General features: G+C 38.1%; 26 protein-coding genes. 18 read left to right on the top strand and 8 right to left on the bottom strand.

The genetic code is table 11. The features are described from left to right. Window positions 1-51: 51 nt before the first annotated feature. From C3F34_RS17640 to C3F34_RS17610, 7 genes are all read left to right on the top strand, one after another. On the top strand, window positions 52-483 hold the full coding sequence (locus C3F34_RS17640; protein ID WP_016167691.1) for an SRPBCC family protein: 432 nt from the start codon (window positions 52-54) through the stop codon (window positions 481-483). A gap of 18 nt (window positions 484-501) precedes the next feature. Then, window positions 502-1,185: a (d)CMP kinase gene (gene cmk / locus C3F34_RS17635; RefSeq protein ID WP_104442216.1), complete on the top strand. Its 684-nt coding sequence runs from the start codon at window positions 502-504 to the stop codon at window positions 1,183-1,185. 108 nt (window positions 1,186-1,293) lie between these two features. Further along, window positions 1,294-2,970: a 30S ribosomal protein S1 gene (gene rpsA / locus C3F34_RS17630; protein ID WP_016167693.1), complete on the top strand. Its 1,677-nt coding sequence runs from the start codon at window positions 1,294-1,296 to the stop codon at window positions 2,968-2,970. 161 nt (window positions 2,971-3,131) lie between these two features. Next, on the top strand, window positions 3,132-3,434 hold the full coding sequence (locus C3F34_RS17625) for an integration host factor subunit beta (RefSeq protein ID WP_016167694.1): 303 nt from the start codon (window positions 3,132-3,134) through the stop codon (window positions 3,432-3,434). A gap of 17 nt (window positions 3,435-3,451) precedes the next feature. Beyond that, a complete protein-coding gene (locus C3F34_RS17620; protein WP_044740024.1) occupies window positions 3,452-3,811 on the top strand; it encodes a lipopolysaccharide assembly protein LapA domain-containing protein in 360 nt (119 codons plus the stop codon). Between the two features lie 36 nt (window positions 3,812-3,847). Continuing rightward, window positions 3,848-4,528: an orotidine-5'-phosphate decarboxylase gene (gene pyrF / locus C3F34_RS17615; RefSeq protein WP_044740023.1), complete on the top strand. Its 681-nt coding sequence runs from the start codon at window positions 3,848-3,850 to the stop codon at window positions 4,526-4,528. Between the two features lie 96 nt (window positions 4,529-4,624). After that, on the top strand, window positions 4,625-4,822 hold the full coding sequence (locus C3F34_RS17610; RefSeq protein WP_044740022.1) for a hypothetical protein: 198 nt from the start codon (window positions 4,625-4,627) through the stop codon (window positions 4,820-4,822). 70 nt (window positions 4,823-4,892) lie between these two features. Here C3F34_RS17610 and C3F34_RS17605 read toward each other — a convergent pair whose 3' ends face one another. Further along, window positions 4,893-5,801, bottom strand: coding sequence for a lysine exporter LysO family protein (locus C3F34_RS17605; protein ID WP_104442215.1), 909 nt, complete (start codon window positions 5,799-5,801; stop codon window positions 4,893-4,895). A 209-nt stretch (window positions 5,802-6,010) separates the two neighbouring features. Between C3F34_RS17605 and C3F34_RS17600 the strand changes: the two genes are divergently transcribed. The 5 genes from C3F34_RS17600 to C3F34_RS17580 all read left to right on the top strand — a co-directional run bounded on the left by C3F34_RS17600 (window position 6,011) and on the right by C3F34_RS17580 (window position 11,716). Then, complete coding sequence (locus tag C3F34_RS17600) at window positions 6,011-7,018, top strand: AraC family transcriptional regulator (RefSeq protein ID WP_104442214.1); 1,008 nt, start codon at window positions 6,011-6,013, stop codon at window positions 7,016-7,018. A 78-nt stretch (window positions 7,019-7,096) separates the two neighbouring features. Next, window positions 7,097-8,245 carry a cell division protein ZapE gene (gene zapE / locus C3F34_RS17595; protein WP_016167700.1) on the top strand — a complete coding sequence of 383 codons (1,149 nt, stop codon included), beginning with the start codon at window positions 7,097-7,099 and terminating at the stop codon, window positions 8,243-8,245. 359 nt (window positions 8,246-8,604) lie between these two features. After that, window positions 8,605-10,770 carry a malate synthase G gene (locus C3F34_RS17590; protein WP_104442213.1) on the top strand — a complete coding sequence of 722 codons (2,166 nt, stop codon included), beginning with the start codon at window positions 8,605-8,607 and terminating at the stop codon, window positions 10,768-10,770. A gap of 139 nt (window positions 10,771-10,909) precedes the next feature. After that, window positions 10,910-11,047 carry a hypothetical protein gene (locus C3F34_RS20840; protein ID WP_104442381.1) on the top strand — a complete coding sequence of 46 codons (138 nt, stop codon included), beginning with the start codon at window positions 10,910-10,912 and terminating at the stop codon, window positions 11,045-11,047. Further along, window positions 11,048-11,716 carry an SOS response-associated peptidase gene (locus C3F34_RS17580; protein ID WP_104442212.1) on the top strand — a complete coding sequence of 223 codons (669 nt, stop codon included), beginning with the start codon at window positions 11,048-11,050 and terminating at the stop codon, window positions 11,714-11,716. A 48-nt stretch (window positions 11,717-11,764) separates the two neighbouring features. Here the strand turns inward: C3F34_RS17580 and C3F34_RS17575 are convergent, their stop codons facing one another. Continuing rightward, a complete protein-coding gene (locus C3F34_RS17575; protein WP_016167703.1) occupies window positions 11,765-12,229 on the bottom strand; it encodes a MarR family winged helix-turn-helix transcriptional regulator in 465 nt (154 codons plus the stop codon). A 763-nt stretch (window positions 12,230-12,992) separates the two neighbouring features. Between C3F34_RS17575 and C3F34_RS17570 the strand changes: the two genes are divergently transcribed. Next, complete coding sequence (locus C3F34_RS17570) at window positions 12,993-14,525, top strand: TerC family protein (protein WP_044740020.1); 1,533 nt, start codon at window positions 12,993-12,995, stop codon at window positions 14,523-14,525. A gap of 98 nt (window positions 14,526-14,623) precedes the next feature. Here the strand turns inward: C3F34_RS17570 and C3F34_RS17565 are convergent, their stop codons facing one another. After that, complete coding sequence (locus C3F34_RS17565) at window positions 14,624-15,487, bottom strand: alpha/beta fold hydrolase (protein ID WP_044740019.1); 864 nt, start codon at window positions 15,485-15,487, stop codon at window positions 14,624-14,626. Window positions 15,488-15,599: 112 nt separating this feature from the next. Here C3F34_RS17565 and C3F34_RS17560 point away from each other — a divergent pair, with 112 nt between their 5' ends. After that, window positions 15,600-16,058: a hypothetical protein gene (locus C3F34_RS17560; protein WP_416333073.1), complete on the top strand. Its 459-nt coding sequence runs from the start codon at window positions 15,600-15,602 to the stop codon at window positions 16,056-16,058. A gap of 45 nt (window positions 16,059-16,103) precedes the next feature. Here the strand turns inward: C3F34_RS17560 and C3F34_RS17555 are convergent, their stop codons facing one another. Both C3F34_RS17555 and brnQ read right to left on the bottom strand, forming a co-directional pair. Beyond that, on the bottom strand, window positions 16,104-16,346 hold the full coding sequence (locus C3F34_RS17555) for a hypothetical protein (RefSeq protein ID WP_016167708.1): 243 nt from the start codon (window positions 16,344-16,346) through the stop codon (window positions 16,104-16,106). 492 nt (window positions 16,347-16,838) lie between these two features. Then, window positions 16,839-18,131 (bottom strand): branched-chain amino acid transport system II carrier protein, encoded by a 1,293-nt coding sequence (gene brnQ, locus C3F34_RS17550; RefSeq protein WP_016167709.1) that lies wholly within the window; start codon window positions 18,129-18,131, stop codon window positions 16,839-16,841. Between the two features lie 223 nt (window positions 18,132-18,354). On the opposite strand from brnQ, the gene C3F34_RS17545 reads away from it, so the two are divergent. Together C3F34_RS17545 and map are read left to right on the top strand one after the other, a co-directional pair. Then, a protein-coding gene (locus C3F34_RS17545) for an IS4 family transposase (RefSeq protein ID WP_104442269.1) occupies window positions 18,355-19,445 on the top strand; the annotation gives its coding sequence in 2 pieces (ribosomal slippage) (window positions 18,355-18,895 and window positions 18,895-19,445; 1,092 coding nt in all). Between the two features lie 197 nt (window positions 19,446-19,642). Beyond that, entirely contained in the window at window positions 19,643-20,452 is an 810-nt protein-coding gene (gene map / locus C3F34_RS17540) for a type I methionyl aminopeptidase (RefSeq protein ID WP_104442211.1), read from the top strand. Window positions 20,453-20,687: 235 nt separating this feature from the next. On the opposite strand, the gene C3F34_RS17535 is transcribed toward map, so the two are convergent. Next, on the bottom strand, window positions 20,688-21,593 hold the full coding sequence (locus C3F34_RS17535; protein WP_016167711.1) for a LysR family transcriptional regulator: 906 nt from the start codon (window positions 21,591-21,593) through the stop codon (window positions 20,688-20,690). A gap of 138 nt (window positions 21,594-21,731) precedes the next feature. Here C3F34_RS17535 and C3F34_RS17530 point away from each other — a divergent pair, with 138 nt between their 5' ends. Beyond that, on the top strand, window positions 21,732-22,052 hold the full coding sequence (locus C3F34_RS17530) for a hypothetical protein (RefSeq protein WP_044740016.1): 321 nt from the start codon (window positions 21,732-21,734) through the stop codon (window positions 22,050-22,052). 46 nt (window positions 22,053-22,098) lie between these two features. On the opposite strand, the gene glnG is transcribed toward C3F34_RS17530, so the two are convergent. Then, a complete protein-coding gene (gene glnG, locus C3F34_RS17525; protein ID WP_104442210.1) occupies window positions 22,099-23,574 on the bottom strand; it encodes a nitrogen regulation protein NR(I) in 1,476 nt (491 codons plus the stop codon). Continuing rightward, window positions 23,561-24,670: a nitrogen regulation protein NR(II) gene (gene glnL, locus C3F34_RS17520; RefSeq protein ID WP_016167714.1), complete on the bottom strand. Its 1,110-nt coding sequence runs from the start codon at window positions 24,668-24,670 to the stop codon at window positions 23,561-23,563. The genes glnG and glnL overlap by 14 nt, the downstream gene beginning before the upstream one ends. Window positions 24,671-25,021: 351 nt before the next feature. On the opposite strand from glnL, the gene rimO reads away from it, so the two are divergent. Beyond that, entirely contained in the window at window positions 25,022-26,365 is a 1,344-nt protein-coding gene (rimO, locus tag C3F34_RS17515) for a 30S ribosomal protein S12 methylthiotransferase RimO (protein ID WP_044740015.1), read from the top strand. Window positions 26,366-26,400: the final 35 nt, after the last annotated feature.

The following is a 26,400-nucleotide window of genomic DNA, read 5'->3' as shown; positions in this document are numbered from 1 at the left end:
AAATTCATGTAAAATCTAATGACAATAAAAATTGTCAAAATGGATATATGTATGAATTCAATTCAAGTAAAGAAGAAATTTGAAGCACCAATTCAACAAGTTTTTGATTTATTAGCAAAACATGCAACGTATAATGTTGCTTTTGCTCCTATTCAAGTCGAGCGAATAATCGACTCAAATGATTCGCAAAGACCTGATGGTTTAGGTTCGGTTCGTCGAATGGGGATTGGTCCTGTAAAGCCATTACGTGAAAAAATAACTTTAATGCAAGAAAACCAGCGTATTGAATATAAAATTATTCAGAACCCTCTCATTAAGCACCATCTTGGGATTATTGAATTTGAAGCATTAACGCCTGATTCAACATTAGTCACCTATACGATTGAATTACAAGCACGTGTTCCTTTTGTGAATAAATTAATTCTTGCGCAGCTCAAATCTGCGATTAAACTAGGTTTTTCTAAACTCGCGAAATCTGTATAAGGCAACAACGGAAAAGCAATGACAGTTAAAATTATTACGATTGATGGACCTAGCGGTTCGGGTAAAGGTACTTTGGCGGCTAAATTAGCTGCACATTATCAATTTCATTTATTAGATTCTGGTGCTTTATATCGGTTGCTAGGCCTGTCATTGCATAAACAAGGCTTATTGGAAGAAATTGATTCCCATCTTGATCATTGTGCTGAAATTGCAACAAATTTAGACATACAATTTGTAACAACCTCAAATGAAACACAAATTTTGTTAGATGGTGAAGATGTCACTCAAACTATTCGTACGGAGCGAGTGGGTGAGTTTGCCTCAAAAGTTGCTGCAATTCCTGTGCTTAGAACAGCATTATTCGAGCGCCAGCGTGCCTTTGCACAAGCGCCAGGCTTGGTTGCAGATGGTCGCGATATGGCAACTTCAATTTTTCCAGAAGCGCCAGCGAAGATTTATTTGACCGCTTCGGCACAATCCAGAGCTGAGCGTCGGGTAAAACAGTTGCAGGGCATGGGGCTGGATGTTAAAATAAACGACATTTTAGCTAATATTGAAGCTCGCGATAAACGAGATATGGAACGCGAAGTCGCTCCACTCAGACCCGCAGCAGATGCTTTGATTATTGATAGCTCTGAATTAAACATTGATGAAGTGTTTAATCTCATGACTCAATATATCGACAAGCAGTTAGCCAAGTAAAGAAATTTTTAGCGAAAGCATAGCTTGATCAGTTTATAACGGACTATGTAGACGCTTAACTAAAACGGCCTTGTCTGATCCAAGACCGCATACTTTATCGGGTATATCATGACCGAATCTTTTGCAGCCCTCTTTGAAGAAAGCGAATTAAACCTCAACGTTGAAAAGGGTGCTGTCATCCAAGGCGTTGTAGTAAGCATCGACTCTGACTGGGTAACAGTTGACACTGGCCTTAAATCTGAAGGCGTAGTTGACCGTGCTGAATTCTTAAACGAACAACGTGAACTTGAAGTTCAAGTTGGCGATACAGTTGATGTTGTTGTTGAAGCTCTTGACAACGGTATGGGCCAAACTGTTTTATCACGTGAAAAAGCGAAACGTGCTGAAACTTGGACTAAACTTGAAAAAATCTTTGAAGATGGCGAAATCGTTACTGGTGTTATCTCTGGTAAAGTTAAAGGCGGTTTCACTGTTGACATCGGTCCAGTTCGTGCGTTCTTACCAGGTTCTTTGGTAGATACTCGTCCTATCCGTGACACAACTCACCTTGAAGGTAAAGAGTTAGAATTCAAAGTAATCAAACTTGATGCAAAACGTAACAACGTTGTTGTATCTCGTCGTGCTGTTATGGAAGCTGAATCTTCAGCTGACCGTGAAGCTCTTCTTGCTCAGCTTGAAGAAGGTCAAACAGTTACAGGTACTATTAAGAACCTTACTGACTACGGCGCGTTCGTTGACCTTGGCGGTATCGATGGTCTTCTTCACATCACTGATATGGCTTGGAAACGTATCAAGCACCCATCAGAAGTTGTTGAAGTTGGTCAAGAAGTTACTGTTAAAGTACTTAAATTTGACAAAGAGCGTAACCGCGTATCTTTAGGTCTTAAGCAATTAGGCGAAGATCCATGGTTAGCGATCATGAGCCGTTACCCTAAAGGTTCTATCGTTAAAGCTCGCGTAACTAACTTAACTGACTACGGTTGCTTCGCTGAAATCGCTGAAGGCGTTGAAGGCTTAGTACACGTTTCAGAAATGGACCACACAAACAAAAACATCCACCCATCTAAAGTTGTTCAGATTGGTGATGAAGTTGATGTTATGGTTCTTGAAGTTGATGAAGAACGTCGTCGTATTTCTCTTGGTATTAAACAAACTCGTGCTAACCCATGGGAAGAGTTTGCTAAGAACCACGACAAAGGCGAGAAAGTTTCTGGTACGATCAAATCTATCACTGACTTCGGTATCTTTATCGGTTTACCAGGTGGTATCGACGGTTTAGTTCACTTGTCTGATATTTCTTGGAACGAACAAGGTGAAGAAGCAATTCGTCGTTACAAGAAAGGTGACACTGTTGAAGCGGTTATCTTGTCTGTAGACGCTGAAGGCAACCGTATCAGCCTTGGCATCAAGCAAATGAACAGCGATCCATTCAATGATTTCTTAGCTGCTAACGAACGCGGTGCTTTGGTTAAAGGTACTGTAACTGCAGTTGACGCTAAAGGCGCTACTGTTAAGTTGGCTGACGAAGTAGAAGCTCAATTAAAAGCTTCTGAAATCAACCGTGATCGCGTTGAAGATGCAACTAAATTCTTGGAAGTTGGTCAAGAAGTTGAAGCGAAAATCATCAACGTTGATCGTAAATCTCGCTCTATCAACTTGTCTATCAAAGCGAAAGACGAAGCTGAAGAGAAAGAAGCTGTTGCTAACTTGAAGACTGCATCTGCATCTCAAGACAATGGTCCTAAGACTATTGGTGACTTGATCAAAGCTCAAATGAACCACTAAGTAGGTCGTATAAATTGTATTGTTAATGTAATTTAACTAATACTTTTTACACAAATACTGTAAACGGTAGCGTAGTATTTAATTATTGCGCTACCGTTTTGTATTTAAACAGGTTATTATCAGTTTAGGTACAAGTAGCTTGATAATTAAAGAGGTCGCCGATGACTACTGAAGCACTTAATAAGTCTGACTTAATTGAGCGTATTTCTCTAAAAAACCCGCACTTAGCGGAGCCGTTAGTAGAAGAGGCTGTTAAGATCATGATTGATCAAATGATTGCATCCCTTTCATCTGATAGTCGTATTGAAATTCGTGGGTTTGGTAGCTTTGCATTGCATCATCGTGAGCCACGAATTGGTCGCAATCCGAAAACAGGAAAATCTGTTGAAGTGGCAGCAAAAGCAGTTCCACATTTCAAACCTGGTAAAGCATTACGTGACGCAGTGAATGAAGCTATAGAATAATAATAGGTGGGGTGTATATGCGTTATGTATTGGTCGCCATATTAATCATTTTATTTGGTTATTCATTGGCTTTGGTTTTACAGAATGGTACCGAAGTCACTGTCGATTTGTTATTTACACAAGTTCCAGCTATGCGCTTAGGTTTGGTTCTATTACTGACTTTAGCCTTAGGTGTGGTGGTCGGATTATTACTTGGTGTGCAAGTATTCCGCGTGTTTCAAACAAGTTGGGAGATTAAGCGCTTACGTAAAGATATTGATCACCTGCGTAAAGAACAAATTCAGGCTGCGCAATTGGCTGCTGCTGAAGCTGCTGCAAATGCAAGGCATGAAAAAACTGTATTTGATGTAACAAACGATAATAAAAGCCCATTATAATGGGCTTTCTTTTTGTCTAATCAAAGGTAAATTCTCTTGAGTATCATTGTTGCACTAGATGCTAAAAGCCAAATTGATGCATTGCACATTGCAGAGCAGTTAGATCCTGCATTATGTCGAGTAAAAGTTGGTAAAGAGTTATTTACTCATGAGGGACCATCTGTTGTTAAAGCTTTGCATGCAGAAGGGTTTGAGGTTTTCTTGGACCTAAAATTTCATGATATTCCAAATACCACAGCACAAGCAGTTTGTGCAGCTGCGGATTTGGGTGTATGGATGGTTAACGTGCATGCATCAGGTGGCCGTAAAATGATGGAAACCTGCGTAGAGCGTTTAAAAGCAGGGAATTATGCAACTCAGTTGATTGCTGTGACTGTTCTAACTTCTATGGGACGTGAGGACTTGCGTGATATTGGTTTGGATGTTGAGCCATTTGAACAGGTTAAGCGTTTGGCACAATTAACCAAAGAATCAGGTTTGGATGGTGTGGTGTGTTCTGCGCAAGAGGCAAAAATGTTGCGCGAATTGTTGGGGCAGGATTTTGCATTGGTGACACCTGGAATTCGTCCTGAGGGGGCTAATGCAGATGACCAAAAGCGAATTGTTACACCAAAGCAAGCAATGCTAGATGGTTCTACACATTTGGTGATTGGTCGTCCAATTACAAAATCTGAGAATCCACGTCAAACCTTAAAAGATATCTTGGCAACACTGTAATCTTTAATATTACGAATAATTGATAAAAGCCTTTCTAATGAAAGGCTTTTTTGTATGAATACACCATTAAAAAGGTGAATAGGTGGTAAATAAAAAATGTTAGAGTTCGATGAGATTGCTGAAGCGGAGAATTTTGCCACGTTACAGAACACGTTAGAAGAAACGAAGTTACTTGAAGAAAAGAAAGAAGGCTCTTCTACTGATTGGTCGGCTGGAATTGATTTGGTAGATATCGGATCTGCCATTATTGAAGCTGTGGGTGATATTATTGGTAATATTGATATAGACCTGTAGGGTGTCTGGTTCGATCTTATTAACTCCCTTGGCGTTAACTCTTAAATTAATACCAAGGGATGTCTTATTCTTAAAGTGCAGCAAGCACACTAACAGCAATCGGTGCAAGAATAGAGAGAATAAAACCGCTGACCATTGCATGAGGGATAAAGTCATTACCACAAGCTTGTTTGACCATTGGAAGGGAAACATCCATTGCAGTGGCTGCTGCTGAAGCGATTGCTGAACGCGGATAACGCCAGCCAATACAATACATGAGAATGATTGCAAAGATCTCTCTAAATAAATCATTAATTAGCGCAATACTGCCTAGGGCAGGATTTTTAAGTTCTGAAACAACAATTCCGCTCATGGAGTAGAAACCATAACCTTGAGATAGCATAATCAGATCTTTCAATTGTAGTTGTTTTAGAAAAATACTACACAGTAAGGCTCCAATAATAGAACCAACAATACAACCAATAGGCACTAAAAGAATTTTAAAATTTAACCAAGAGCGATCTAATGGGCTGAATGCAAGATCGAGTCCAATCAAAAACATGAAAACCAGAAGTAGATACCATGTATTTACTTGGGTTGGAATTCCTATATTTTCCAGTAATTTTGCTAAAAGAAATCCTACTGCTAGTGCTATACACGCGTAGGAGATACTCATGAAGGACTTGAATAATAATGACAGTGAAATTTTGCCAGAAACAGGTTGTATGCCAATAAATTTATAGAGAGCAAAACAACATAAAAATGACCCTATTGTTGTAAAAAAAGCCAGTGCGGTTGCACTACTTAATATTTGAGAAGAGCCATGAATATTTTCAAGGGCATGGGTGAATTCCATGCTAATCCCAATCAAGAGCAAATAAGAAAAGTAAGGTAAGACTTTAAAGCATAGTTTAATTAAACTACTTGGAATTTTTTTTGCAAAGAAATATCCAGCGGCTAAGCACAAAAGAAGCTGAGATATAAGAATAAATGCTTGCATAGGTAAAGCGATATTTTAATGATGTGCCATCATAGCCTAAGTATGCAAATGTTGCAGTGGTTGATATCGATATGATCGAAATTTTGACATTAGATTCGGGCGGCACGAAATCCTACATCTTTATATACGATTGTAGTTTGATAGATTCGGCAATTTTCAAATACGGGGAATTGAGTTAAAAAAGGGTTCTTATCTTTATTGACACAAATATGAAAAGATCGATTCTCAGTCTCATGTATTTAATACAAGCGATGCGTAAAGCTGGGATTGATGTTGATCAGCAGTTAAAAGGCATTGGTTTAAGTGTCGATACCTTGGACCCGACTGCGATTATTCACCCCAGTTTAGAGTGTGATGTATTGATGGTCTTGGGTGAGCATATTTCGTCTGAGCAAGGCTTAAATATTGGGCAACATTATACGTTAGCAGGGTATGGTCCTTTATTGATGCTATTGGTGACCAGTGACAATATTAGAGTTGCCCTTGAAAAAGTGATTGCATATCAGCCGCTAACACATCTTACAGCTAAACTGAGTTTAAAATTTCAAAATCATCAGGTGGCATTGTGTTATGAAGCCAATGATTTAACTGATGAGCTAAATATGCTACGTACGCAATCTGAATTGGCGGGTACATATAAGTTTATTCAGGAGTTGTATAAGAAGATGGGGCTAAGCGTGCCTCAGCTAAAAGTTGAGTTACCCTTTGATCCGCCTGAAAATACTGAGATTTTGGCAATGTATCAAGCATACTATGGGATGGATATTACCTTTTCAAAGCCTTATGCTGCATTTTGGTTTGATGAGGCTGTTTTGGGGATTAAAATTCCTTCGGCTGATCAAATGACATTCCGTATTTATGATTATAAATGTCAGGCTGAAATGAAGCGATTGTCTCAGCAATCAGCAGTACCTGATTTGGTGGAGCGCGTTCAGGACTATTTGGACTTGCAGCAAGGTGTTATTCCAACAATGGCGGAAACAGCACAAGCATTACATGTTCCAGAGCGCACACTGAGACATCAGTTGCAGCAGCTAAATAGTAGTTATAAGCAGATTAGAGAACAATTAATTAAGGAAAAAGCGCTGAGGTTAATTGAATATCAGGAGTACACCATTGAAATGATTGCTGAATTATTGGGCTATTCTGAACCAGCGGCATTTAACCATGCCTTTAAACGTTGGTTTGGACGCAGTCCTCGGCAATATTCCAAGTAGTGTTACTCATGCCAAAGTTTTATTTATTGTTCCCTAATTTTCGTTATACTTTCGTCAGACCAAAATAGTAATCAAGATATGTCGGATTTAAATCTTCACAGCACCGCCTTTGCTCCATTATCACCAGCTGAACGTTACGCGCAAGCTTTGGCTTCTGGGCAATTTATGCCTGATGAAGCTCAAGCACAGGCCGTACATGAATTAGACCGTGTCTGGCAAGAACTGATTCAGCGCTATAAGGCATCAAAGAAGGCATTTCGTCGCTTTCGTCGTCAGACATCTCCACAAGGTGTTTATATGTGGGGTGGGGTGGGTCGCGGTAAAACATGGTTAATGGACCAGTTTTATGATTCGATTCCATTCCGTCGTAAAACACGCATGCATTTTCATCATTTTATGCAGCATGTGCATCGTGAGCTAAATAAATTGTCTGGTCAGCGTAATCCCCTAGATGCGGTTGCGGATCAGATTTATAAAGATGCCGTGATTATCTGTTTTGATGAATTCTTTGTTACCAATGTCACGGATGCAATGATTCTGAGTGAGCTATTCCAGAAGTTGTTTAGCCGTGGTGTAACTTTGGTTGCGACATCAAATATTGCTCCAGATGGTTTGTATAAAAATGGAATCCATCGTGATCGTTTTATCCCAACCATTGAGATGGTGAAGAAAAACTGTGTCATCTTAAACGTAGATGCGGGTGTGGATTATCGTTTGCGTGTACTTAAGCAGGCACAATTGTTTAAGCATCCTTTAACACATGATCATAAAGTTTGGATAGCTCAGCGTTTTACAGCATTGACGCAAACACAACTTCAGTCGCAAGAGCCGATTGTAATTAATAATCGCTTGGTGGAAACAATTGGCCATACCGAGGATGTATTGTGGTGTGAGTTTTCTGAACTGTGCTTGAAACCTCGCAGTCCAGCCGATTTTATTGAAATTGCGAATATCTATAACACGGTATTGGTGAGTAATGTTCCACATTTGACCGATTATCTTTCTGAGGGAACGCGTCGTTTCATCTATTTAGTGGATGAATTCTATGACCGTGGAGTCAAATTATTGCTGACTTCGGAGGATACGATTATTGATATTTATCAGGGTGAAAAACTAGCATTCGAAATTGAGCGGACACGTTCACGCTTACTTGAAATGCAATCCGATGATTATTTGCATTCAGAACACCGACTCATTGAGAAATCTGCCAAAGATTTTAACGAATAAGCAAAAAACGCCATGAATTGGCGTTTTTTTATGGGTGAAAGTATTGTATGTTAAATCAACATTTTTTCTTGTATAGGGAAATGTGAATACCTTAAAACAAGTAAAAATTCAAGAAATGAGGCAGGTTTGAATTAACGCTGAACTTAAGTCTAATTTCGACATTTCAAAAACTTAATACACTGTAAAAAGAGTATTCATGAGCGTGATAATACAAACTAAATAGGATTTTATTTGATAATGTCAATATTTATTGCACAGAAAATGCTTACTATTTAGGAATGTGATATTCGTATTCAGAAAAGTATAAATAGGTATACTGGAATCTCTTGTTATAAAAAGTAGCAATATCAGGAAAGACAATGACTGTACGTATTCAAAAGGGTAAGTTAGCGATTGCTAAAGAACTTTACGATTTTATCGAGAATGAAGCTTTACCAGGTTCTGGTTTGGACAGCGAAACATACTGGAAAAACTTTGAGCAAGTCGTTGTTGATCTTAGCCCAAAAAATAAAGCGCTTTTGGCAAAGCGTGAAGATCTTCAGGCTAAAATTGATGAATGGCACCGCAACAACACATTTGAATTAGAAGCTTACAAAGCTTTCCTTAAAGAAATTGGCTACTTGGTACCAGAAGTAGAAGATTTCCAGATCAGCACAGAAAATGTTGATGAAGAAATTGCATTATTGGCAGGACCACAATTGGTTGTGCCTGTGCGTAATGCGCGTTATTGCTTAAATGCGGCAAACGCACGTTGGGGTTCACTCTACGATGCACTTTACGGTTTTGATGTGATCTCTGAAGAAGGTGGCGCTGAAAAAGGTAAAGGTTATAACCCTGTTCGTGGCGATAAAGTTATTGCATTTGCTAAAAATTTCTTAAATGAAACTTTCCCGCTTGCACAAGGTTCACATGCTGACGTAACACGTTATGCAGTGGAAAATAACAAATTAGTTGTAACACTTAAAGATGGTTCTACAACTGGTTTAGCACATGAAGCACAATTCGTTGGCTTTAATGGTGAAGAAGCAAACCCTTCTGAAGTTGTTCTATTGAACAATGGTTTACATGTCATTATTGAAGTTGATGCAACAAGCCCAGTAGGTAAAACTGATGCGGCAGGTGTGAAAGATTTAGTTCTTGAAGCAGCAATTACAACCATTCAGGATTTAGAAGACTCTGTTGCAGCAGTTGATGCTGAAGAGAAAGTAGAAGGCTACCGTAACTGGTTAGGCCTAATGAAAGGTGATTTACAAGAATCAATCGAGAAAAATGGCAAGACCATTACTCGTACATTAAATAAAGACCGAACAATTAAAAACTTGATTGGTGGTACGACAACTTTACATGGTCGCTCGTTAATGCTTCTACGTAACGTCGGGCATTTAATGACGAACCCTGCAATTTTGGTTGATGGTGAGGAAATCTTTGAAGGCATTATGGATGCCTTAGTAACGCCATTACTCAGTGTTGCTGATATTCGTGGTCAAAATGAGAACAAAAACTCTCGTAAAGGCTCAATGTATATCGTTAAACCAAAAATGCATGGTCCAGAAGAAGTTGCATTTGCAGTTGAATTGTTTGAACGTGCAGAACAAGCAATTGGCTTACCAGCGAAGTCTTTAAAAATCGGTATTATGGATGAAGAGCGTCGTACATCAGTTAACTTGAAAAACTGTATTGCGGCTGCAAAAGACCGTACGATCTTTATTAACACTGGCTTTATGGACCGTACAGGTGATGAAATCCATACTTCTATGGAAGCAGCAACAGTTGTTCGTAAAGAAGCAGTAAAAACACAAAAATGGATTGCAGCTTACGAAAATCGTAACGTAGCAATTGGTTTAGAGTGTGGCTTACAAGGTAAAGCGCAAATTGGTAAAGGTATGTGGCCTAAACCAGACAGCATGAAAGATATGTTGGCAACTAAAGCTGCACATCCAAATGCAGGTGCATCATGTGCTTGGGTGCCATCTCCAACAGGTGCGGCACTCCATGCAATGCATTACCATCAAGTGAATGTAAAAGCACGCCAAGATCAATTGAAAGCAGAAGAAATGCTTTCTCTAGATGATTTGTTAACGCCTCCGTTTGCTCCAGAGACTAACTGGTCAGCTGAAGAAATTAACAATGAACTTGAAAATAACTGTCAAGGTATCTTGGGTTATGTAGTTCGTTGGGTCGACTTGGGTGTAGGTTGTTCTAAAGTTCCAGATATCAATAACGTTGGTTTAATGGAAGACCGTGCAACATTGCGTATTTCTTCACAACACGTTGCAAACTGGTTGCGTCACGGTATCGTTACACGCGAGCAAGTTGAAGAAGTGTTGAAGCGCATGGCTAAAATTGTAGATGGTCAAAATGCTGATGATCCGTTGTATACGCCAATGGCAACAGACTTTGATAATAATATCGCTTTCCAAGCTGCTTCTGATTTAATCTTCAAGGGTGGTGTTCAGCCTTCAGGTTACACTGAGCCATTGTTACATGCTGCACGTTTGAAACTTAAAGGTTATACAGGTGATTAATTTCGATTAGTTGCGTGAATTTGACAAAGACCTTTCAATTTTGAAAGGTCTTTGTTTTTATAAGAGAAAAGATTTAACAACAAAAAGAATAAGGTTGTATTTAGATAAGTATAAGAATTGAGATTCAATAGAATGATTTATTCCGTATGACGGTGATGAAGCCCGCTATGATTATGTCTATAATATTGAAGTTGCAGATTCTAATAGTTATTTTGTGACTGAAATGAGAATTCTAGTTCATTGTGATATGAAAGAAAGCATCTATCGGATTCAATAAATGTGTGCCAATTTTAAACCTCTAACCTTGTCGCAACTACAGCAATTGGGCTTGCCACAAATTCCATTTGAATATCTGGAAGAGGTTTATCCTAGTTATAAAACTCCGTTATTGTTTAAATCTGAACATGGATTGGAATGGCGAGAAGTGTTATTTGGTTTAGTGCCGAAATGGGCTGAAGATGCCAGTGCCTCTAAGCGTACTTATAATGCTAGACATGAGACTATTTTTGAAAAGCCAAGCTTTCAAGATGCGGTTTATAAATGTAAGTTTGGTGTTATTCCAGTCACTGAGTTTTATGAAAGTAAATATATTGAAAATAAACCGCAACGATGGGGTGTGAGGCGTAAAGATGGTAAAGCCTTCTTTATTGCTGCAATTTATGAAATTTGTAAAATCAATAACGAATTCATTCGTTCTGCAGCAATGCTGACGATGAATGCAATAGACCACCCTATGATGAAAGAGTTTCATGAACCTGGTGATGTAAAACGATCAGTTGTCATCATTCCACATGAGTATCTTGATCATTGGCTAAGCTTAAAACAGCCACATCAAATGACTCAATTTATGCAGGGATTCCCAGTTGAGGAGTTTGAATGTTCACATGTGCCTAAAGCAAAAATAGAGAAAATAACAGCTCAGTTGAACATGTTTGATCTTTTCTAAATATAAAAAAAGGGTTTCATTTGGAAACCCTTTTTTATGGTTTATAAATTAACGGTTAAGATTGTTAAAAATATGTTTTAAGCTGTCCATCATTTTTTCAATCTGTAAGGGTGTTAAACCTTCAAAGGATTGTTCGAGTACAGCACTAGTCAAATCATTGATTTTATGTGTCATTTCATTGCCCTTTTCGGTAAGAACAACACGTGTTATACGAGCATCATCTTCACATGAATAGGTGTTAACGAGCCCTTCGTCTTTAAGACGATAAACAATCTTTGTCGTTGTAGACATTTTCGATACGACCATATCGGAAAGATCGGATACGCTAGCATTTGGTTTAGATTTTAAAGCAAGTAAAATGCGACGACGAGAATTATCTAATCCGTATTTTTTTAGGACTTGATCGACCTTTTGCACATGTTGCGAATAAACCTGAGTGATCCAAAAAAAAGGAAAATTCTCTAGAGTAAAGTCGTCAGCGGTAGGTAAAAACTTCGCATACTTTTTAGTCATATGGGATTCCAAATATTTATTTTTATATTGCTTAATATTATGTGAAATATGACACGTTAAGCAATATAATTGTGATGAAATGTTCAAAATTCGATTTGTGTATTTGCAGTGACTTGATGGCGAGTCTATACCCGAGGAAATTTAAATGACTGCTCTAGTGCTAAATGAGCATCGTTTTGATGCAAATTAAGAATGCGCATTAAGGGGAGATAAAAGGTCAATCCTGTTCCTTCTGTCATAGCAACCAATCCTGTAAATAAATCTGAGTTAAGTAGGTAATTCATTTACCATACATATTGAGTAATAAATAATTTGATAGATATTCCATTTAATTTTTTCATTTTAGTATAAAAACTTCTTTTGAAAACTGGCTTTGTTTACAAAACATTTCTGTTATTTGAAGCATTAATTTAAGAAAAATTAATATTTAAATACTAAATAATCAATAAAAAGAATAATTTAATTCATTAGAAATCCTTACACAAGCAGTATGAGACTATTTGTGACTACTCAGTTTTCTTTTTTTGTTACAATCAACTCTGTCAATGTATTTGAATTGTATCTGATGATAATATTTTAATCTTTCTTGACAATAATATCTAGTAAGTTGATTTTGTAAAAAAATTAAAAAAAATAATTACAATGTAAGAAGAGTATGCATAATAAAACTATCTATTGTTAAAAAGAGGTTTTACATGGATCCGTCGCCGTGCAGGTCTAGCTTATTAAAATTTTGCCTTGAGTTAATCGAGGTGCGTCAATAATGGAATTCTTATTAGATCCAGGAATTTGGGTTGGCTTACTTACCCTAATTGTCTTAGAAATTGTTTTAGGTATTGATAACCTAGTCTTTATTGCCATTTTGGCAGATAAACTTCCACCAGAACAGCGTGATAAAGCGCGTATTATTGGTCTTTCACTCGCATTGATTATGCGATTGGGGTTGTTATCCGTTATCTCTTGGTTGGTTACTTTAACCAAACCGCTCATTCAAATTGCTGATTTATCTTTCTCGGGGCGTGATTTAATCTTGCTCTTCGGTGGTCTGTTCTTGGTCTATAAAGCCGTGACCGAGTTACACGAGAAAATGGAAGGTAAACCCGAAATTAAATCAATATCTTCAGTGGTGTATGCAAGTTTCTGGGCAGTCGTTGCTCAAATTATTGTGCTTGACGCGGTCTTTTCTCTGGATTCTGTCATTACAGCCATTGGTATGGTAGATAATATCTACGTGATGATGGCGGCAGTAACAATTGCAGTTATTGTAATGTTGTTTGCCTCTAAACCACTCACTAGCTTTGTAAACCGTCACCCTACAGTCGTCATTCTGTGTTTAAGTTTCCTATTGTTGATTGGTATTAGCTTAATTGCGGAAGGATTTGGTTTCCATATTCCGAAAGGTTATATTTATTCGGGTATTGGTGTGGCTATTTTAATTGAGGCCTTCAATCAATATTCAAAACGCAATGTGGCGAAACATGAATCTAAGATTCCATTGCGTCATCGTACTGCTGATTCCATCTTGAAATTAATGGGTGGAAAAGTAGAACCTTCTCATATGGATGCTGAGCAAATTGAAGCTCAGGAAGCCTTTGCAGATGAAGAGCGTTACATGATTGGCGGGGTCTTAACTCTGGCAGAACGTTCTGTTGCTTCTATTATGACACCTCGAAATCAGATTTCATGGGTCGATTTAAATGATACTCCTGAAAAAATTCGAGAGCAGGTACTTGCAGTACCGCACAGTTTATTTCCAGTCTGTCGTGGTAGCTTGGATAAAGTTATCAGTGTAGTGCGTGCGAAAGAACTGCTTGATGTGCTGGATGATGGTGAAGAGGCGTTAAAATCATTGATTAAACGTCAACGTCCAATTTTTATCTTTGAAAAGATGAAAGTGATTGATGCCATTAATACCTTAAGGACATCGAAAGGTTCATTGGTTCTGGTCACTGATGAATTTGCTAATGTTAAAGGGTTAATATCTCCACTGGATGTTTTTGAAGCAATTGCAGGTGAATTCCCTGATGCTGATGAACAGTTGGACTTGGTCAAAATTAATGATCAAACATGGAAGGCTTCGGGCATGTTGGATTTATATCAGCTTGAGCTTGAACTTGGTGTTTTTGATTTAGTCGAAGATGATGCAGGCTACATGAGTGTGGCTGGTCTGATTCTGGATAAGACGCAAGGCGAAGTTCGAGTTGGAACTCAGCTTGATTATCAAGGTGTCCATTTTGAAGTTACTGAATTAGATGAAAATCGCATAAAATTCGTGACAATCATTTATCGCCATTAAGTTATGTAATGATGAAAACGCCCGAATAATCGGGCGTTTTTTTGAAATAAAAAGCCATCAAGCTGGATTGGAGATGAAATACAACTTGATGGGAAAAACTAGATGTAAAGTTGTTGTTCGATTAAATCCCAAATATTGCGATGTGATTTACGGAACATTTGCATATGACCAATGCTTTTGTGTTGAAATTGTTTTGGCTTAAGTTCAATCATATTTGTTTCAGCATTCGGATAAAGATTGAGAAGGGCTTGAACATTCGCCTGAGTTGCAATTTCATCGTCTGATGCCCAAATTGCAGTAATTGGGCAGGTAATTTTGCTGTGATAATCAGGGAGCAGTTGTTTCTTGACAGCATGCATTACATAGCCTTGTGTCCCACAAAACTGAGCCCATTGTTTTGCGACATTTTTAGGTAAATTTTCGCCCATTCCAATCATTTTAGTAGCACCATATCCTTTGAATTTACTCGAAATTGGGAAAATGACATGGAACATAATCGGTGCAAGGAACTTGGTTTTACCTTTTAAGCCGCGAACATGACCTGTTGATCCTGCAACAGCAATAATTTTTGCGACTTTATTATAATTTGGTGAAATACCTAGAAGCTGACCACCAGCGCTATGGCCAAGTAGAATAATTTTTTCGGCTTGTGTTTGTTCTAGTAGACAATCAATCGCTGCTGTAATATCTAATTGCCCCCAATCGACAATGTCTGCTTCAGATTGGTGCAGTGGGCCGTATAATGAAGCGCCAATTCCTCTAAAGTCAAAGCACATGACTGTATGCCCAAGCTTATTTAACCATTCAGCATAAGAGTGGTAGAACTCTTTCACAATGCCAGTTGCTGGGCAAATGAGAATAGGGAAAGGTTTGTCGGAATTTATTTGATTTTGATAGAGTTTGGCACTTAATTTATAGCCATCGGCACATTGTATTTGAATAGATAGTGGTTGAGTATTCATGAGCGTCTTGTCGTTGCTGTTTTAAACATACTTTATCTAAGTTCTAAAAAGAAACTTGCTAAAAGTATGACTTTGAAGTCAGAAAATTCATATTTAAGAAGGATAAGGAGGAGTGGTGTTTGATCATTTTTCAATTGCTATGAAATTGGCAATTCTTTTTAGTGGTGTGTATTTGTGGTTGGGTATGTTAACAGGGGTTTGGAAGTATTGGCAGATTAGACGTTCGATTCAAGCAAGAGCACATTATTATGTGGATATCGCGCATAGAAGTAGTTTGTTATATGCATCTGCAACTTTGATTTTAGCTGTGCTTGCTGAATTTTCAATTTGGTCTGAAACGTGGAATCTGATTTTTGTAATGATCAATTTGGTTTTCTTTAGTGCATCAATATTGAGTTATGCATTGCATGGTTATTTAAAAGACACAACCAATCAATTTAAAGTACCACATCAATTGGGTAATAAGGTTTTACCAAGAACGATGATGACTTTGGCAATGGTTTTACTGGTGGTAGGTGAGCTGTTTGCGACGGGAATGTTGATAATAGGTACTGGGCTTAATTTATTTTAATTATTTATATATTTTTTAAAGATGGATGAATAATCATCCATCTGTTCAATCAAAATTCTTAGATTTTTTCTGGGCACGGACTTTTTGATCAATTACAGCCCAACTATAGAATGCTGCAGAGACGAACAGAGCGTACGCGAAATATTCAGCTTTCAGGTGACCTTGAATCAGTCCATGAAAAAGCAAAGTAAGCATAAGGGCCACGGTCGTACTTAAGTACGTGACCATATTCTTGTTTGCCTTTAGAGCGTTAATGAAGACTTGCTTGTTGAAATGTAATGATAACATCTCCATCCCTCCTAATGAATTTGACCTAAACCTAGCGTTTCGGTCGGATTGGTTACTAATGTTGTACTGTGAATTAAAGGGTATTTCAATAGCTAATACCGTTATTTTTTCATAAAATTTTTACTAGTATTGCAATTTGGATGGTGGATTGTTTAATTTATGAATAGTTCATATTTTGTTGAGTAATAATTACCTGTACATATTGTTTTAATCAAATATGTTATCAATATGATATTCATAACCTTAACACTTAGCCTACTTCTATATTTGAAAAAGCTTAATAGTGCTTAAGTCGTATAAAGCAAAAATTAGACCAAAAAGTTCAATTTGGCAAAAGAGATTAACTCGAAGGGATATTTAGGCATGCAGGGCATGGTATTGCATGACTGCGAAAAGTAAACAATAAAAGTTGATTTGGGTAAAACCGACGTTTATTGGTCACATATAAAATCTAATTTGGGTAAAATTGGATTTTAATTACAAATTGAAAACTTATTTTCTAAATTTGTCGCAGATTAGAGCAATAACCAAGACCAGCAAAGATGGGATTAACCATGCAAGATTTTGTTCATTTAGGGGTAAGTGTTGAACAAACTCTGGTAAAAACGAATTGAGTTCAGCTGCTTTTAGACCTTCTAAAATTCCAAAGACAAAAGCAATTGCCGTTACTGGTGCAATTACTGCTGGAGGATTTTTCCAGAATTTTGCAAAGAAACTGAGCATGATCACTACAATTGCAGGGGGATAAATTGCACATAGCACAGGCACAGATACCGCAATGAGTTTGGTTAAACCTAAATTAGAGATCAGAAGCGAAAAACCAACCAAAACAAATACAAAAATCTTATAAGGAATTTGAGTCAGTTCTGAAAAGTATTCAGCACATGCACAGGTTAGGCCAATTGCAGTAACCATACATGCAAGGAAAATCATCCCTGTAAGGAAGATGGAACCTAAATCGCCAAAAGCATGTTGCACATATGCATGCAAAATAACAGCGCCATTTGCTGCATTTGGTGCGACTTCATGACTTCCAAGTCCAAGTTTAAACAAACTGAGATAAACCAGCGTTAAGCCAATACCAGAAATAATACCTGCGATAACCGCGTATTTTGTCACTAACTTTTTGTCAGTCACACCACGTGAGTGAATCGCATGAATAATGACGATACCAAATACTAAGGCACCTAGCGTATCCATAGTGAGATAGCCATTGACAAAACCTTCAGATACAGGGCTGCTTGCATAATTGTTGATAGCAGGAGGGATGTAACCCGCTGGAATTAAGAATGCTGCGATACCAAGTACGGCTAATGAAACGATTTTGATCGGTGCAAGGAAGTGACCTACAGTATCCAATAATTTGTTTGGATAAAGTGAAACCAGCGTCACAATTGCAAAATAGATAATGCTGTAAATTAGCAAACTATTTGGCGAAGTACCAAAATATGAAGAAAAACCAATTTCATAAGAAACTGTTGCTGTGCGTGGTGTAGCAAAGAGTGGACCTACAGCCAAATAACAGACAACAGTTAAGATTAAACTGGCAACTTTACCTAGAGGTGAGCTAAGTAGTTGAATTGAACCTTCAACACGTGAAAGTGCAATGATGGTAATAACAGGTAAACCCACTGCAGTAACTAAAAATCCGGCAGCGGCTAACCAAACATGTTCACCCGCTTGTTGGGCAACAATAGGAGGAAAGATAATATTGCCTGCCCCAATGAACAGAGCAAAGGTCATGAAACCCAAGGCAATAATATCTCTAGTACGAAGATTCGTCATGTTGAGAGATGCATTGACTAAAAACAGGCGATTCTAGTAGAAAAATAAGGACTTGGGAAAATTTTTTATATGTAATATGAATTTTTTTTATACAATATTTCTGTAGTTTAACTAATGGTTGAATTATATGGCTGAAAATTGATAAAAAATTACTTTGTACACGACAAAAAAAGACAACTCATTGAAATAATGGCATAATACTTGTTTTCTGACGACGAATATGATGACACATTTCAATGAGTTACATCTCATCTTAAACAAATATCTAAAGTGGAACAAGTCACGTGTAAAATGTTTTACACTGATTATGCTGGCATTAATTGTAAAACAGACATGTAATCTTTCTTCTGCATCTAAAGCCTTACCCATCACGTGCTTACCACAATCATTTTATCGACGTATACAACGCTTCTTTGCAGATCAGTATTTCGATTATCGTCAAATTTCTCAGTTAATTTTCAATATATTTTCATTCGATAAAGTCCAATTAACTTTGGATAGAACCAACTGGAAATGGGGAAAACGAGATATCAATATCTTGATGTTAGCCATCGTCTATCGTGGAATAGCGATACCTATTGTTTGGACATTGCTCAATAAACGTGGAAATTCAGATACAAAAGAGCGTATTGCTTTGATTCAACGCTTTATCTCCATTTTTGGTAAAGATCGTATTGTGAATGTGTTCGCAGACAGAGAATTTATCGGTGAGAAATGGTTTACATGGTTAATTGAAAATGACATTAACTTCTGTATACGTGTTAAAAAAACTTTATTGTGACCAATCACTTAGCCAAGAATCATAAAATTAGTGATTTATTTCGTCATCTTCAAGTTGGTCAAACAGAATGTCGTAAACGACGTATTTGGGTTGGTCGAGTGAAACTGTATATTAGTGCGCTACGATTAGAAGATGGAGAACTTTTACTTGTTGTTTCTCCTATGTTTAATGCTTCTGCTATTGGTGATTATGCATTACGCTGGGAAATCGAAACCTTATTTAGTTGTCTCAAAGGACGTGGATTCAATCTTGAAAATACTCGTTTAACAGACCCTAGACGAGTCAAGAAATTGATAGCAGTGCTAGCGATCGGTTTCTGTTGGTGCTATTTAACAGGTGAATGGCAACATGATCGAAAAAAAGCGATAAAACTAAAGAAGCATGGACGACTTTCAGTAAGTTTATTTCGCTACGGTTTGGACTATGTTCAGATGGCTATTCTACGTTTGATTGGTTTTGGAAAAAAAGAAGAATTTAAGAAAGTGCTAGCAATTTTAAGAAAGAAAAAGCCTGATAGGACAAGGGCCCTATGAAATTTGTCGTGTACAGAGAAAAAATTATTAAAGAGTCTATTTAGAAATTTATAAAAAATTTAGCGGGTAGAAACATTGTCTGTTATTTTTCTGCGGTTATTTTAAGATCGTTGCAGTTGTTGTGGTTGCTTAGATTACTCGCAACATTTTTAAATGAAAAGGATTATAATGCCTGCATCATTTAAGAGGGTGAGAATATGCTAGCTTCTTCAGTCGTGATTAAAACTGAGCAAGATATTGAAAAACTGCGCGTGTCAGGGCGTTTAGCGGCACAAGTTTTGGCAATGATTGGCGAGCATGTTAAGCCTGGGGTCAGTACTGAATATCTGGATGATATTTGTCACGACTACATTGTAAATACCTTAAATGTGATTCCTGCAAATATTGGTTATTACGGTTATACCAAAACCACGTGTATTTCACCAAATGAAGTGGTTTGTCATGGTATTCCTTCGGCTACTCGTATTCTACAAGATGGGGATATTATTAATATTGACGTTGCGATTATCAAAGATGGTTACTTTGGTGACACCAGTCGTATGTATTACGTGGGCAGTATCAAGCCAGAAGCAAAAAAATTGGTCGATACGACTTATGAAGCCATGCTAGCAGGAATTCAAGCAGTTAAACCTGATGTAACATTAGGTGATATTGGCTTTGCGATTCAGTCTGTTGCACAGCGGGAAGGTTTTAGCGTTGTTAAAGATTATTGTGGTCATGGTATTGGCAAAGTTTATCATGAGCAGCCAAGCGTCTTACATTATGGGAAACCAGGCCTAGGCTTGAAGCTTAAAACAGGCATGGTATTTACTATTGAACCAATGATAAATATTGGTCGTGGTAGCGTAAAAGAGCTTCAAGATGGTTGGACTGTTGTGACGACTGATAAGTCGCTGTCCGCCCAATGGGAACATATGGTAGTAGTCACAGATACAGGGTTTGAATTATTGACACCTTGGCCAGAAGGGACAGGGGATTATCCAGAAATTAAGTGTCAATCAAATTAAATCGAATTTAGACTTAAGTCTAAGTTGCTCATTTATTCATCTTTATTAATAGCTAATTTCGATCAAAACTTACATTGAGCTAGATCTTTTCAGCTTTGTGTGATTATTAAGTAAAAATATTAATCGTTTTTTTGTCTTTGATTGAATAAGGGGCTGTATATAAAATGCATCCCAAGATTCTCGCTGTAGTTTCTTATTTCAAGCTTATCCTCCTCGGATAAGCTTTTTTTTATCCTTACTTATGTTTATGTGCTAAATGTTCAACTAGGTAATCAATAAAAACCCGAACCGCAGGAAGTTGTCCTCTGCGAGATGGGTAGACGGCATGGAAAATACCATGAGGTGCTTTCCAGTCAGGTAAGACGCGGACCAATTCACCTGTTTTGATATAGTCCTGAGCAATCGAGTCTGGCAATAAGGCAATACCGCAGTTCTGCCGAGCTAGCTGTGCCAGCATCATTAAATCAGAACCCATGACAACAGGATTTACCTTAATTTTTTTCTGATGATTTTGATTGTCATGAACAATAATCTGTTGATCAAGATGTTCATCAACCATACTTAGTATATGGTGATGAGCCAAATCTTCAGGTTGTTTCAGTTCACCAAATTCATTTAAATAGGCTTGACTGGCAAAGAGATGTTGTTCGATTAATTCAAATTTTCTTAAAATTAGGCTTGGATCATCATCAAGATTTGATCGGACACGTAGAGCTAAGTCGATCCCTTCATTAATCACATCCACACGACGATTACTCACCAAAAGTTGAACTTTAATCTCAGGGTATTTTTTTAAAAAACCAGGAAGAATTTTGGTCATTTCGTTTTGGGCAATCGAAACAGGTAAGCTGACTTTAATGACACCACGTGGTTCAACGCTTAAATGATCGACTAAATCATGAGCAGCTTGTGCGGCATTCATCATGACTTGGGCATGGCGATAGACATTCATGCCAATTTCAGTTACTGCAAAATGACGTGAGCTGCGTTGAATAAGGCGTACACCAAGACGTTCTTCTAAATTATAGACACGACGGCTCAGTTTGGACTTGGGGATGTCGGTCGCCCGTTCTGCTGCACTAAAGCCCCCATGTTCTACAACTAAAGCAAAGCAATAAAAATCATCAAGGTCGGATAACATTTATAATTCCATTTATGCAACAATTTCTAAAATTTAGTGTGAATGTTGCATATTGTCAATTTTAAATCCTGTGTCTTTTCATGTAATTTTGCTGTTGAATCTATTAGACTGCACAGAATAGATTACAGTTGATAAAAGATGTACCAGCAAATTATTGAAATACATTCAGCAGAAGAGAATATTCGTTGCCCTATATGCCAACATGCTGTTGTAGATTGGACGGAAGAACAATATATCCAGCCATGTGAACATACATTATTTATTGCAATGGATTTGGGCTTTGAATTTGTCTCGGATCGTTTTGAAGAAAAAATGTCACGTTCTGTAGATCAAATTCATGATGATGAAGCGGCAAATGTATTTCAAGAAATCCTCAATGTTGAGTTTAATGATGCCATTTTGGTGCGTTCAGAATTGGGGGTAGAGAATATGTATCGTTATACTGGTTTTGCAACATAGTGATAAAATAAAAACAGCTCCTAATGGAGCTGTTTTTATTTAAGGATTAGCCTTCAATTTCTTCTTCAATGTCATCATCGGCTGTATCCATACCAAGTTCTTTCAGTTTACGCGTCAGAGTATTTCGTCCCCAACCTAAAAGCTCAGCAGCATGGCGTTTGCGACCACGCGTTTGCTGTAGTGCAGCATTGATGAGTGTGCGTTCAAACATCGGTGTAGCAATGTCAAGAATCTTCATTTCGCCATTTTTGAGTTTCTGAATAGCCCATTGACCGAGTAACTCATCCCAGTGGTGTAATGAGATACGGTCAAAATGTAGAGTTGCCGCATGTTCTGATGCTTTCTCAATTGGAATTTGTTTTAGCTCAGATGGAAGATCTTCTGGATAAACTTCACGACCTGTAATCATGACCGTAAGCCAGCGGCAGGTATTTTCCAATTGGCGTACATTACCTGGCCAAGGAAGTTGCTGCATATATTCCTGTGTCTCAGGACGTAGAATTTTTGGACTAACGCCAAGTTCTTTGCCTGCACGTGCAAGGAAATGCTGTGCCAGCATAGGAATATCTTCGCTACGATGCGCCAGTTTAGGAATATGAATGCGGATCACGTTAAGACGGTGATACAAGTCTTCACGGAAGCGGCCTTCATTGACTAATTTTTCAAGGTCTTGGTGGGTTGCGGCCACAATACGGACATCGACCTTAACAGGGATATGGCCGCCAACGCGATAGAACTCACCATCCGCCAAGACGCGTAATAGACGAGTTTGAGTTTCAAAAGGCATGTCCCCAATTTCATCGAGGAACAATGTACCGCCATTGGCTTGTTCAAAACGACCTTGACGTTGCGTATTGGCGCCAGTAAACGCGCCTTTTTCATGGCCAAAAAGTTCAGTTTCGATTAAATCTTTTGGAATTGCAGCCATATTTAAGGCAATAAATGGCTTACTACTACGCGGTGAGTGGCGATGTAGCGCATGTGCAACTAATTCTTTACCTGTGCCAGATTCACCATTAATCAATACAGTGATGTGTGATTGTGATAAACGACCAATCGCACGGAAGACTTCCTGCATGGCAGGAGATTCGCCAATAATTTCTGTAGATTGAATAGGTGATGCTATTTTTGCAGATTCTTGTTGTTGTAACTTGGTGATATGCAAGATTGCTCGATTGACCAGTGCTAATGCTTCGTCAATATCAAAAGGTTTTGGTAAATATTCAAAAGCACCAGTCTGATAACTAGACACTGCCGATTCAAGATCGGAGTGCGCGGTCATAATAATGACGGGTAGGTCTGGGTAATTGTTCTTAACTTTAGCTAAAAAAGTCAGACCATCAATTCCCGGCATGCGAATGTCGGTAAGAATTACATCAGGTGCATCAGTCGCCAGTTGATCTAAAGCAGATTGTGCTTCTTCAAAGCTAGTAACATCAAAACCTTCTTCTTTGAATGTTTTTTCAAGTACCCATCGCATGGCGCGATCATCATCAATTACCCATATTTTATTTCGCGACATGGTTAGACTCCCAAGGTAAATATAAGCTAAATACTGTTTTTCCAGGAATAGATTGGCATTCAATCATTCCGTTATGTTGGTGCATAATGTTTTGTGCAATGCTTAGGCCGAGACCAGTACCTTTGGCACGACCGGTCACAAGTGGGTAGAACACAGATTCCAAAATTTCCTCAGGAACGCCTGGTCCATTATCTTCAATATCAACACGAACCGCAGAGCGATTCAGTACACCATTAATGGTGACAAGACGTTGAATTCGAGTTCTTAAGACCAGTTCTGGTTGATGTTCGGTAAAGAAATCTTTGTTTTCCATCATGGCTTGTACTGCGTTCACGCTAATGTTTAGCATGACTTGAATCAATTGATCACGATCTGCTTTAACTTCAGGTAAGGATAAATCGTAATCACGTGTGATCTTGATTTTTTTCTTGGTCTGGTTGGCAATCAGAGATCGAACGCGTTCTAAAGGCTCATGTACATTGACTGGTTCATAGCTTGGTAATTGGCGAGAACCCAACATGGTGTCGGCAAGATTGCGCAAACGATCAACTTCACTGATGATAATGTCAGTGAACTCTGAGTATTCTGGATTATTTAAACTGCGAGCTAAAAGCTGTGTAGCACCGCGAATCCCACCTAAAGGGTTTTTAATTTCATGGGCTACCCCACGAATTAATTGACGAGCTACTTGATGTTGTTGAATCAGATTTTCTTCTTTGGAGATTTTCAGCATCCGATCAATCGGATTAAGTTCAATGAGCAGTAAAGGGTGGTAGGGTTTACCTGCATTGAGTTGTGAAACGGTATAATCTACATGAATGTCTTTAAAGTTGACGTTAATTGTAGCTTCACGACGAGTATAAGGCTGACCAGTTGCTAAAGTGTTAAATAATGCTTCTTCTGTATTAAATTCATCATTTGGCATATGGAGCAAATTTAGGACAGGTTGCCCATTTGCTCGTAATAAACTCATATCAAACAAAGATTCACATGATGAGTTTAAGTAAAAAATATTAAGTTTACTGTCGACAAGCAAAATCGCGGTGGTCAAATTGTCCACCAAAACGCGATAGTCGATAGTATGTGGTTGATCCATTAGCGAAGGTATCCTGTGTTAAAATGGCGCAATGGCATCTTCAAAAAGCAATTAATAGTCCAATATTGGAACGCAATTGATGCAGATTAAGCAAAATGCACGCCAACTTTAAATTCAGGGTGTCAAAGTTGAGCCTTTATTAAAAAAATGCGCCGAAATTGGACTTTATTAAAATTGTAGGCCGAAGATATTAAGTAATTAACTTTTAAAATGTATCAAAATGGTGCAAATGTAAATATATAAGACAAACAGTGGATTAATTTTGGTGCATTACATAAAGAGTCGGCTTCCCACCTATTTTTATCAATCGAAAAGTCTTACAATACGCGCATTCTAGTGGAGCGCAGATTCATGAAGTCCCCCAAAGTCGGTTTTGTTTCTTTAGGTTGTCCTAAGGCATTGGTAGATTCTGAACGAATTTTAACTCAGTTAAAGACTGAAGGTTATGATGTGGCATCAGATTATGATGGTGCCGATTTGGTTGTTGTTAATACCTGTGGTTTTATTGAATCTGCAGTACAAGAATCATTGGATGCGATTGGCGAAGCAATGAGTGCCAATGGTAAAGTTATTGTGACAGGCTGTTTAGGCAAAGACGAAGATAAAATTCGTGAAATGCACCCAAATGTCTTAAAAGTCACAGGCGCGGCAGCTTATCAGGATGTCATGGAAGCAGTACATGAATATGTACCAGCACCGCCAAAGCACAATCCATTTATTGATTTAGTGCCAGAGCAAGGCATTCGTTTAACCCCGAAACATTATGCTTATTTAAAAATATCGGAAGGATGTAACCATCGTTGTACCTTCTGTATCATTCCAAGTATGCGCGGTGATTTGGTATCACGCCCAGTTGGTTCTGTACTTGACGAAGCGGCTGCATTAAAACGTGCAGGCGTAAAAGAAGTATTGGTGATTTCTCAAGACACCTCTGCTTATGGTGTAGATACCAAATATAAACTGGATTTCTGGAATGGTCAGCCAGTTAAAACCAAATTTTATGACATGTGTGAAGCCTTAGGTCAATTAGGGATCTGGGTTCGTTTGCACTATGTTTACCCATATCCGCATGTAGATGCTGTTATTGATTTAATGGCTCAGGGTAAAATCTTACCGTACTTAGATATTCCTTTTCAGCATGCCAGTCCGCGCATCTTAAAATTGATGAAGCGACCAGCCCATAGTGAAAACACATTAGAGCGCCTGAAATTGTGGCGTGAAAAATGTCCTGAATTGGTGATTCGTTCAACATTTGTGGTCGGTTTCCCAGGCGAAACTGAAGAAGATTTCCAAATGTTGCTGGATTGGTTGAAAGAAGCGAAGTTAGACCGTGTGGGTTGCTTTACTTATTCACCAGTCGAAGGTGCTACGGCTAACGATTTGCCAGATCACGTACCTGAAGAAATTAAGCAAGAGCGTTATGAACGTTTTATGGAAGTTCAGCAGGAAATTTCAGCAGCTAAGCTACAAAAGCGTATTGGTCAGGTCATGATGGTCTTGGTTGATGATCTTGAAGAAGAATTTCCTGTTGCAGTAGCTCGTTCATATGCGGATGCACCTGAAATTGATGGGAATGTCTTTGTTGAAGATATCGACAAGAATCTGATTAAAGCAGGCGATTTGCTTGAAGTAGAAATTACTGATGCAGATGAATACGATTTGTTTGCGAAGTTGATTCGAGTGAAATCGGCTTAAGTAAATCCATATATAGAAAAATAGAAATTAAGTTA

The organism is Acinetobacter sp. ACNIH2 (assembly GCF_002934965.1).
GTDB lineage: Bacteria > Pseudomonadota > Gammaproteobacteria > Pseudomonadales > Moraxellaceae > Acinetobacter > Acinetobacter tandoii.
Note: the sequence above shows the minus strand (reverse complement) of the source record. Positions and strands in the feature narration are given on the sequence as shown.

Excerpts from the sequence above, each read along its gene's own strand:
- C3F34_RS17640 (WP_016167691.1), top strand. The coding sequence starts at position 52 with ATGAATTCAATTCAAGTAAAGAAGAAATTTGAAGCACCAATTCAACAA.
- cmk (WP_104442216.1), top strand. The coding sequence starts at position 502 with ATGACAGTTAAAATTATTACGATTGATGGACCTAGCGGTTCGGGTAAA.
- rpsA (WP_016167693.1), top strand. The coding sequence starts at position 1,294 with ATGACCGAATCTTTTGCAGCCCTCTTTGAAGAAAGCGAATTAAACCTC.
- C3F34_RS17625 (WP_016167694.1), top strand. The coding sequence starts at position 3,132 with ATGACTACTGAAGCACTTAATAAGTCTGACTTAATTGAGCGTATTTCT.
- C3F34_RS17620 (WP_044740024.1), top strand. The coding sequence starts at position 3,452 with ATGCGTTATGTATTGGTCGCCATATTAATCATTTTATTTGGTTATTCA.
- C3F34_RS17610 (WP_044740022.1), top strand. The coding sequence starts at position 4,625 with ATGTTAGAGTTCGATGAGATTGCTGAAGCGGAGAATTTTGCCACGTTA.
- C3F34_RS17605 (WP_104442215.1), bottom strand. The coding sequence starts at position 5,801 with ATGCAAGCATTTATTCTTATATCTCAGCTTCTTTTGTGCTTAGCCGCT.
- C3F34_RS17600 (WP_104442214.1), top strand. The coding sequence starts at position 6,011 with ATGAAAAGATCGATTCTCAGTCTCATGTATTTAATACAAGCGATGCGT.
- zapE (WP_016167700.1), top strand. The coding sequence starts at position 7,097 with ATGTCGGATTTAAATCTTCACAGCACCGCCTTTGCTCCATTATCACCA.
- C3F34_RS17590 (WP_104442213.1), top strand. The coding sequence starts at position 8,605 with ATGACTGTACGTATTCAAAAGGGTAAGTTAGCGATTGCTAAAGAACTT.
- C3F34_RS17580 (WP_104442212.1), top strand. The coding sequence starts at position 11,048 with ATGTGTGCCAATTTTAAACCTCTAACCTTGTCGCAACTACAGCAATTG.
- C3F34_RS17575 (WP_016167703.1), bottom strand. The coding sequence starts at position 12,229 with ATGACTAAAAAGTATGCGAAGTTTTTACCTACCGCTGACGACTTTACT.
- C3F34_RS17570 (WP_044740020.1), top strand. The coding sequence starts at position 12,993 with ATGGAATTCTTATTAGATCCAGGAATTTGGGTTGGCTTACTTACCCTA.
- C3F34_RS17565 (WP_044740019.1), bottom strand. The coding sequence starts at position 15,487 with ATGAATACTCAACCACTATCTATTCAAATACAATGTGCCGATGGCTAT.
- C3F34_RS17555 (WP_016167708.1), bottom strand. The coding sequence starts at position 16,346 with ATGTTATCATTACATTTCAACAAGCAAGTCTTCATTAACGCTCTAAAG.
- brnQ (WP_016167709.1), bottom strand. The coding sequence starts at position 18,131 with ATGACGAATCTTCGTACTAGAGATATTATTGCCTTGGGTTTCATGACC.
- map (WP_104442211.1), top strand. The coding sequence starts at position 19,643 with ATGCTAGCTTCTTCAGTCGTGATTAAAACTGAGCAAGATATTGAAAAA.
- C3F34_RS17535 (WP_016167711.1), bottom strand. The coding sequence starts at position 21,593 with ATGTTATCCGACCTTGATGATTTTTATTGCTTTGCTTTAGTTGTAGAA.
- C3F34_RS17530 (WP_044740016.1), top strand. The coding sequence starts at position 21,732 with ATGTACCAGCAAATTATTGAAATACATTCAGCAGAAGAGAATATTCGT.
- glnG (WP_104442210.1), bottom strand. The coding sequence starts at position 23,574 with ATGTCGCGAAATAAAATATGGGTAATTGATGATGATCGCGCCATGCGA.
- glnL (WP_016167714.1), bottom strand. The coding sequence starts at position 24,670 with ATGGATCAACCACATACTATCGACTATCGCGTTTTGGTGGACAATTTG.
- rimO (WP_044740015.1), top strand. The coding sequence starts at position 25,022 with ATGAAGTCCCCCAAAGTCGGTTTTGTTTCTTTAGGTTGTCCTAAGGCA.